We start from the raw sequence: 2,382 nt of genomic DNA, 5'->3' as shown, positions 1-2,382 counted from the left end.
AGCACACGCGCCACCTCAGCGGACGATTTGCTGCCCTTGGCGAATCCCATGGCAAGGGGTGCCTCGTTGATTCCACCGACGGCTGTCTCGAAGCGTCCGTCTTCCTGGTAGAACGACGTGACCGACTCGACGATGGAGGTGCCGTCGAGCTGTCCCGCCGAAAGCGCTTGATAGGCATCGGCATTGGTCTTGAACGTCTGCACCGTCAGCGCCGGCTTTCCTTCGGCTGCAAATTCCTCGGCCATGGCGGTCAACGTGTCGAACTCGTATCCGGGCGCTTCGACCCCGATGGTCTTGCCCGCCAGATCGTCCACGCTCGAGATCGATTCGGGGTTGCCCGAGGGCCCCGAGATCGAGACTGCCTGCACCTCGTACGGAACGAGATCGATGGTCTCGGCGCGTGCGGGCGTGTAGAACATGCCGGTGTCGATCATGTCCCAGCGGCCGGCCTGCACACCGGGAATCTGCGCCTCGAACTCTATGTTGACGAACTTCGGCGTCAGACACAGGCGCTTGGCGATCTCCTTACCGAGGTCGACGCGCATGCCGATCACGTCCCCGTTCGGATCGACGTACTGCATGGGCGGAAGAGTTGCGTTGGTGGCCATCGTCAGTACGCCTTCTTCGGCGAGGTCCGAAGCACCGAGCGTGGGAGTACAGTCCGTCGGCGCGGCGGCGGAATCGTCCGAGGAACTACAGGCAGTGAGGCCGGCTACAACGACAGCGATAGCGGCGAGTCCTGTTAACTTGCGCATTGAGCGAGCCTTTCGATATCGACTGCAGCACTACACGTTCGAGGACGGGGCGGCAGCGACGATGATGGAGTGGTTCGAGAAGAGCCGATCCTTTGGGATCGATTGCATCAAGCGTCGCAGACGAATTCGGAGGCGTCAACGCGGTTAACACTGCCGACACGCGGTACATCAACTGTTAACCGTTCGCACGTGATCGCGGTCCCGATTCCTGCACTCGAAAACTTCTTTCACAGTTCGGCACACGACGCCCGCTCCACCAGACGAGCGCCGATTCGATACGTACGCCCGTCGGGTTCGACCGAGTCCTTGATCTGCTGGAACAACAGGTCCATGGCCACGTTGGCCAATTGGGCCGCGCCGTTGTCGACGACTGTGATTGCCGGCTGCCACATCGCGAGCCACGGCATGTCCTCGTGGCAGATCAGCGACAACTCGTCCGGCACCGAGACACCCCTGCCGACGAGCGTGGGCAGGATGCCGAAGACAGCCTCGTGATTGGCTGCGTACAGGGCAGTCATCGCTTGGGGTGCATCCAGTAGCGAGTTGATCGCTTCGGCACCGAATTCGGTGGTGAACGGGCCTTTTCGGACGATCGTCTCGTCGACCGGGATACCTGCGTCGGCCAGCGCCAGTCGGTAGCCCTCGTAGCGCTCACGCCCGGACGTCGCATCCTCGTTTCCACCGATGTAGCCGATCCGGCTGTGCCCGAGCCCGATCAGGTGCGCCGTCGCGTCACGAGCACCCGTGACGTCGTCTGCCAGCACCGTCGACGCCGAACTCCCCTTGACCGAACGGATCAGGTTGACCACCGCGCGGCCCTGTTCCAGAAGCGCATTCGACGCCGCCGCACTCCGTCCACTGCCGATCACGATCGTGCCGTCCACGCCGTGTTCGCCGAGCATGGCCAGGACGTCGTTCTCTCGCGCCGGATCTGCATCGGTGATGCAGAGCAGGACTTGAAATCCGCCGGCTGCCGCCCTCTTCTGGACCACCTCGGCGACTGTGTGAAAGGTCGCATTGAGCAGGTTGTTCATGACCAGACCGATCAAGTGCGATCTGTTGGAGCGCAGCGCGCTCGCAGCCCTGTTCGGCCGATATCCGAGAACCCGGGCCGCATCCTCGACCGCTGCGCGGGTCTCCGCGGAGATCAGTGACGATCCACTCAATGCGCGTGATGCCGTGCTGCGCGAAACCCCAGCAGCGCTCGCAACGTCGATCAAGGTGACCGCCATCGGTTCTCCGTTCTCTTGCTTCACGCCTCGGACAGACATATTCGACCGCGGTCGCGTTACAAGTACGTTTCCGGCTTGACGACTCGACCACCCCGAAGGCAGTCTATGCAATCGATCCCACAAATGCGGGTACGACGCGTCGTCGATCGTCCCGAGCCCGAAAGGCATTCCCATGAATCGCGATGATGTCGCGTGGTCCGGTTACTGGCCCGCTGCCCCCACACCGTTCACGCAGTCGGGTGACGTCGACACCGAGGCAATTTTCGACCTGATGAATCTCTACGCGCAGACGGGTGTTCACGGTGTACTCGTGAACGGCAGCACAGGCGAATGGTTCAGCCAGAGCGACCACGAACGAAAGACCGTCGCGGAAGCGTCGATCGATGCAGTCGCAG

Annotated in this window: 3 protein-coding genes; 1 reads left to right on the top strand and 2 read right to left on the bottom strand. The window is 62.3% G+C overall.

Annotation, left to right across the window (positions count from 1 at the left end):
• A partial coding sequence (locus A2J02_RS15320) for an ABC transporter substrate-binding protein (RefSeq protein ID WP_068051029.1) occupies positions 1-755 on the bottom strand: 755 nt, incomplete at its 3' end.
• Positions 756-982: 227 nt separating this feature from the next.
• On the bottom strand, positions 983-1,987 hold the full coding sequence (locus tag A2J02_RS15315; protein ID WP_068051030.1) for a LacI family DNA-binding transcriptional regulator: 1,005 nt from the start codon (positions 1,985-1,987) through the stop codon (positions 983-985).
• Between the two features lie 172 nt (positions 1,988-2,159).
• On the opposite strand from A2J02_RS15315, the gene A2J02_RS15310 reads away from it, so the two are divergent.
• A partial coding sequence (locus A2J02_RS15310; protein ID WP_197478037.1) for a dihydrodipicolinate synthase family protein occupies positions 2,160-2,382 on the top strand: 223 nt, incomplete at its 3' end.

Origin of the sequence: Rhodococcus sp. EPR-147 (assembly GCF_001647185.1) — a bacterium.
Classification (GTDB): domain Bacteria; phylum Actinomycetota; class Actinomycetes; order Mycobacteriales; family Mycobacteriaceae; genus Rhodococcoides.
The sequence above is the reverse complement of the archived record's forward strand: the minus strand, read 5'-3'. Positions and strand labels throughout refer to the sequence as shown.